A 5,566-nucleotide genomic window follows, 5' to 3' on the forward strand; every position below is an offset into this window, starting at 1 on the left:
CCTGCCGTGTCGGTGCTTTTGTTGGAGGCGGGGGATTGGGACCGCGATCCGATGATCCACATCCCGCTCGGCTGGGGCAAGATACTGACGGAGCGCCGCCACGACTGGATGTATTTCTGCGAGCCCGAGGCCAATGTCGGCGGCCGCAAGGTCGAATGCGCGCGCGGCAAGGTCATCGGCGGCTCTTCCTCCACCAACGCCATGGCTTATGTGCGCGGCAATCGCGGCGACTACGATCGCTGGGCGGCAAGCGGCCTGACGGACTGGTCGTTCGACAAGGTGCTGCCCTACTTCAAGAAGCAGGAGCGCTGGGAAGCGGGCGAAAGCCGGTACCGTGGCGGCAGCGGGCCGCTGAACACCCAGTTCTGCCGCTACAAGGACGAACTGATCGATGCCTTCGCCACAGCCAGCCGTGATGCCGGATACCCGCAGACCGATGACTATAACGGCGCCATACAGGAAGGCTTCGGCCGGCTGCAGATGACAATTGCCAACGGCCGCCGCTGCTCGACCGCAACCGCCTATCTGCGGCCCGCCATGCGGCGCGGCAATGTCAAGGTGCTGACCGGCGCGATGGCGACGAAGATCCTGCTCAGGGATGGCCGCGCAGCCGGCATTGCCTACACCAGAGGCGGGGCGAGCCATGAAGTTCTGGCGCGGCGCGAAGTTCTGCTTGCCGGCGGCGTCATCAACACGCCGCAGCTGATGATGCTGTCAGGCATAGGCGACAGCGGCGAGCTGGCGGCGCATGGCATCGAGACGAAGGTCGATCGTGCGCAAGTCGGCAAGAATCTGCAGGACCACGTTTCGGTTATCGTGATGTATCGGCGCAAACAGCCTGGACCGTTTCTCAAGATGATGCGGGCCGATCGTATCGGGCTGGATTTCGTCAGGACTTATCTCACCGGAAAGGGCTTTTCGGGAGATGTGCCTGGCGGCGTCGTGGCATTCCTGAAAAGCGACACAAGCCGGCCGTTGCCGGACGTACAGCTGCTTTTCACCGCCGCGCCGCTTGGGGCATGGCCTTACATGTCGCCGTTCAAGGCGCCGTTCGCCGACGGCTTTGCGACCCGTATCGTTGCGGTGCAGCCGGAGAGCCGCGGCAGCGTCAAGCTGGCGTCGAGCGATCCGGTTGCCGCGCCCCTGATCCATCAGAATTTCCTGTCCTCGCAGCGCGACTGGCAGTCGCTTCGCGCCGGCTTTCGTGTTGCACGCAACCTTGCCAGCCAGCCGTCCATGGCTCCGTTCGTCGGCGCGGAGTTCTTCCCCGGCCCGAAATGCGAGAGCGACGAAGAGATCGACGAGCACATCCGCAAGACCTCGATCACCGTGCATCATCCGGCCGGCACGTGCCGCATGGGCGTCGATGCGGCATCGGTGGTCGATCCGGAATTGCGGGTGCGCGGCATTGCCGGGCTTCGTGTCGTGGACGCCTCGGTCATGCCCGACCTCGTTTGCGGCAACATCAATGCGGCGGTCATCATGATCGCCGAAAAGGCCGCGGATCTGATCCGCAGCCGCGCTCAACAGAGCGTGGCTGCCTGATAAGGCGGCCGGAATACAACCAAAGTCTTTTGGTTGAGACTGAAAAACTGCGTTGGTTGGACTGTCATGCGCGCCAGCATGGCCGTGACGAAGCGGTTTCACGCCCTGATTGTGAGCTGAATTCCGTGCATTTCTAGGCTGTTTCTGCCTATTTCTGGGCATTTGCCACTCAAAAATGCACCTCAACCAAAAACTTATAAGATTCGCAATTTGGGTATTGTCGAGCAAAACCAATGCGAATACGGTTGAGTTGGTTAGAAGTATTTTCTTCGTGACGAGAGGTGTCCGATATGTCCCTGGCGCAACCAGCTAACGATGTGCTCACCAACAAGAAGGCGGCACTCAAGGGCCTCTACGACGCCCTCTACGCAAAGAACATGTTTCCGTTCTGGGCGACGTCGGAAGGCGTCGACCATGACGAGATCAAGCAGTTGATGGCGACGTCGAAAGCCGTTCCCTTCGTGTGGTCCTATTCGGACATCGAGCCCCTGCTCCAGCGCGCCGCCGAACTGGTGACCATGGACGACAGCGAGCGCCGTTCGCTGATCCTCGTCAATCCCGGTCTTGCACCCAAGCGTGCATCGGTCAGCACCATGTACACCGCCTACCGCTTGAACGATCCCGACGAGATCATGCCGCCGCACAAGCACTCGCCGAGCGCCATCCGCTTCGGCCTGACGGGCAAGGGCAATTTCACCGGCGTCGAGGGCGAAGACGTGGTCTTCGGCCCGGGCGACATGGTGCTGACGCCCAACGACGCCTGGCACAATCATGGCACCGTTGGCGGCGAGCAGGCGGTCAACCTGTCGGTGCTCGACCTGCCGCTGGTCGAAACGCTGCATGCCGTCCATTTCGATCACAAATACACGGAGATGGTCGACGGCAAGGAAGTCGAGAAGAAGGTGCAGACCGCCCGCTACCCCAGCGACTACTCACAGCGCATCTATGGCGAAGGCGGCCTGATGCCGCGTTTCGTCGACCACAAGCGCGGCGGCGGCCTGTCGTCGCCGATGTATGTCTATCGCTGGGAGAAGATGGAAGCGGTTCTCGACGCCCACAAGGATTGGGATGGCGACCCCCATGAAGGCATCGTCATCGACTATGTCGATCCGACGACCGGCGGACCCGTCTTCCACACCATCAATTTCTACGTGCAGATGCTGCGCCCCGGCGAGAAGACCTTGCCGCAGCGCGAGACCGCCAGCCTGCTCTTGGCGCCGTTCCGCGGCAACGGCCATTCGATCATCGACGGCAAACGCTATGACTGGAACCAGTTCGACACCATCGCCATACCCGGCGGTTCCTGGGTCGAGCATGTCAACGGCTCGTCGAGCGAGCCGGTGATCTTCTTCGGCGCCACCGATGCGCCGACGCAGAAGGCGCTGCTCCTCTACAAGCGCTGGGGCCGCAACCAGGCCGGCGATCTGCTCCGTCTCGTCTAGTTCCGGTCCTCCGGCAGGCAATGTCCACGCCGCCATTGGCGGCGTGGACATCGAAATGGAATTTCAGCAGCAAGGGCGTATGCATTTGGTTTCGGCGTTCAACACAAAGCAGATCGGCCATGTCGACTGCCCAGGCGGCGGTCAGGTCTGGGTCGACGGCAACATCCTTTATATCGGCCACATGCGGCCGCCGAGCGGCACGACGCTGGTCGACATTTCCGACCCGCGCAATCCGCGCAAAATTACGACGATCGATGTCCCGCCCGGTTGGCACTCGCACAAGGTGCGCGCCAAGGACGGACTGATGATCATCAACCACGAGCGCTTTGGCGACGCCGGCCCGGCTGATTTCGGCGGCGGACTGGCGCTCTACGACACCACCAAGCCGGCACAGCCGAAGCTCATCTCGAAATGGATAACCGGCGGCAAGGGCGTCCACCGCTACGACTTCGACGGCCGTTACGCCTACATATCGCCGACCGCCGACGGTTATGTCGGCAACATCGTGATGATCCTCGACCTGATCGATCCCGCGAAGCCGGTCGAGGTCGGACGCTGGTGGATACCGGGCCAGTGGACCGGGGGCGGCGAAGAGTATCCTTGGCACGACTATGTCACGCCGCGCTGTCACCATCCGCTGCGAATGGGCGACAGGCTCTATGTCAGCTACTGGCATCATGGCTTGTTCATCCTCGACATTTCGGACATCACCAAGCCGAAGCTGGTCTCGCACGTCAATTCGAGCCCGAGCTTTCCGCATCCCACGCACACCTGCCTGCCGATTCCACAGCCGCTCAAAGGCCGCAACATCATGGTGGTGGCGGACGAGGATGTCGCCAAGCTTCGGCCATCGCCGCCGGCCTTCACCTGGATTTACGACATCACTGATGAGACCAACCCGTTGCCGATCTCGACCTTCCAGGTGCCAGGCCTCGACACGGACGGTTCACCGCAGCCTCAGATGACCGGCTGCCATCAGCCTTCCGAGCGGTTCAATGGAACCGTCATTCCGTTTGCGTGGTTCGCGCAGGGGCTGCGCCTCGTCGACATCGCCGATCCGTTCGCGCCAAAGGAAGTCGGTCATTTCATGCCCGACGCGCCGGAGGGCGCGGAGCGTTCCTCGTCCAACGACGTGACCATCGACGACCGCGGCATCGTCTACCTGATCGATCGCATCCGCGGCGTCGACATCATCGAAACCAGCGTTCTCTAGGGGGATATGTTGAGCGACAGCACGCGAAAATCCGCCAGCCACTACGCCATCGGCAACAAGAACCCGAACCTGCCGTTTCATCCGGCGGTGCGTGCCGGCGATTTCATCTTCGTCTCGGGCCAGGTGCCGAAAGACGAGAATAACAACATGATCAGCGGCACGATCGAAGAAGAGACGCTGGCGACGCTGAAGACCATCGCGCGCGTCATCGCGCATGAAGGCGCGACGCTGTCGGATGTCGTGCGGATCACCACCTATCTCGAGGATACGCGCGATTTCGGCCGCTACAACAAGGCGTTCCTCGAAGGGATCGGCGACGCCGTTCTGGCGCGCACGACCGTCGAGGCAAAAGCGGTCATCAACACCAAGATCGAAATGGACGCCATCGTCTACAAGCCGCTGCCGGCGAGCAAGTAGGCCCTGGACACTAGCGAGGAGAAGACATGTACAAGCTGTTAGGCCGCCAGACATCAGGCAACGTCCAGAAGGTGCTCTTCATGCTCGAAGAGTTGGGAGCGTCCTACAAGCGCGAGGATTATGGCCGCCAGTTCGAGAACACGCAGACGGCGGAATACAAGGCGCTCAACCCGACCTCCAAGGTGCCGACGCTGGTCGACGGCGACACCGTGATCTGGGAGTCCAACACCATCCTGCGCTATCTCGCGGCATTCGGCGGCGAACAGTTGAATGGCGCCACGCCGGCGGAAAAGACCGAGGTCGAGCGCTGGATGGACTTCCTGCTGGCGGCAGTCAATCCGGGCTACCTGGCGGCCTTCAAGGGCGCCAAGCTCACGCCCGAGGAACAGACCGCCGAATACAAGGAACAAGTGAAGGACCTTGTCGCGCAGCTCAAGATCGTCGACGGCCACCTGGCCGGCAAGGACTTCCTGGCGCTCGGCAAGCTGACCCTTGCCGACATTGCCTGCGCGCCGATCCTGAAGCGCTGCGTCGACTTCAAGATCGACCGGCCGTCAATGCCCAATCTGGAGCGCTGGGTGGCCGCGATCGCCGCTCGGCCGGCCTTCAAGGCGGCAACCACTGCTGCTCCCGCAAAGGCCGCATGATGATCAAGCGCGCCGCTCTCATCGGACTGGGAACGATGGGTCCAGGCATCGCCGCGCGGCTTTCGCGCGGCGGGCTCGATGTGACGGCGTATGACGTTTCGCCAGGGGCAATCGAGCGCGCCCGCGGCATGCTCGATCTTGCCGGCGGCGTGCTCGACCGTCTCGACATCGAGGCGCCCGGGACTGGTGCCGGCAAAGTGCGTTTCGTCGAGACGATCGCCGAGGCCGTCGATGGCGCCGAACTGGTGATCGAGAACGTGCCCGAGAATATCGACATCAACGCGCAGACCTATCGTGACATC

Annotated in this window: 6 protein-coding genes; all 6 read left to right on the forward strand. The window is 62.1% G+C overall.

Annotation, left to right across the window (positions count from 1 at the left end):
- Positions 1 to 1,545 (forward strand): GMC family oxidoreductase N-terminal domain-containing protein (locus tag EOA22_RS23070; protein ID WP_127390239.1); only part of this gene is annotated, 1,545 nt, incomplete at its 5' end.
- Between the two features lie 290 nt (positions 1,546 to 1,835).
- Positions 1,836 to 2,987 (forward strand): cupin domain-containing protein, encoded by a 1,152-nt coding sequence (locus EOA22_RS23075; RefSeq protein ID WP_024505127.1) that lies wholly within the window; start codon positions 1,836 to 1,838, stop codon positions 2,985 to 2,987.
- 55 nt (positions 2,988 to 3,042) lie between these two features.
- Positions 3,043 to 4,200, forward strand: a complete 1,158-nt coding sequence (locus EOA22_RS23080) for a hypothetical protein (protein ID WP_013529859.1) — start codon at positions 3,043 to 3,045, stop codon at positions 4,198 to 4,200.
- A gap of 6 nt (positions 4,201 to 4,206) precedes the next feature.
- Positions 4,207 to 4,617, forward strand: a complete 411-nt coding sequence (locus tag EOA22_RS23085) for a RidA family protein (protein WP_013529860.1) — start codon at positions 4,207 to 4,209, stop codon at positions 4,615 to 4,617.
- Between the two features lie 26 nt (positions 4,618 to 4,643).
- Positions 4,644 to 5,264: a glutathione S-transferase family protein gene (locus tag EOA22_RS23090; RefSeq protein WP_013529861.1), complete on the forward strand. Its 621-nt coding sequence runs from the start codon at positions 4,644 to 4,646 to the stop codon at positions 5,262 to 5,264.
- On the forward strand, positions 5,264 to 5,566 hold a 303-nt coding region (locus tag EOA22_RS23095; protein WP_245478671.1), incomplete at its 3' end, for a 3-hydroxyacyl-CoA dehydrogenase NAD-binding domain-containing protein. The genes EOA22_RS23090 and EOA22_RS23095, both read left to right, overlap by 1 nt.

It is taken from the genome of Mesorhizobium sp. M7A.F.Ca.US.014.04.1.1 (assembly GCF_003998745.1).
Taxonomy (GTDB): Bacteria; Pseudomonadota; Alphaproteobacteria; order Rhizobiales; family Rhizobiaceae; genus Mesorhizobium; species Mesorhizobium ciceri.

Coding starts and splice junctions, on each gene's coding strand:
- EOA22_RS23080 (WP_013529859.1), top strand. CDS start 3,043: ATGGAATTTCAGCAGCAAGGGCGTATGCATTTGGTTTCGGCGTTCAAC.
- EOA22_RS23075 (WP_024505127.1), top strand. CDS start 1,836: ATGTCCCTGGCGCAACCAGCTAACGATGTGCTCACCAACAAGAAGGCG.
- EOA22_RS23090 (WP_013529861.1), top strand. CDS start 4,644: ATGTACAAGCTGTTAGGCCGCCAGACATCAGGCAACGTCCAGAAGGTG.
- EOA22_RS23085 (WP_013529860.1), top strand. CDS start 4,207: ATGTTGAGCGACAGCACGCGAAAATCCGCCAGCCACTACGCCATCGGC.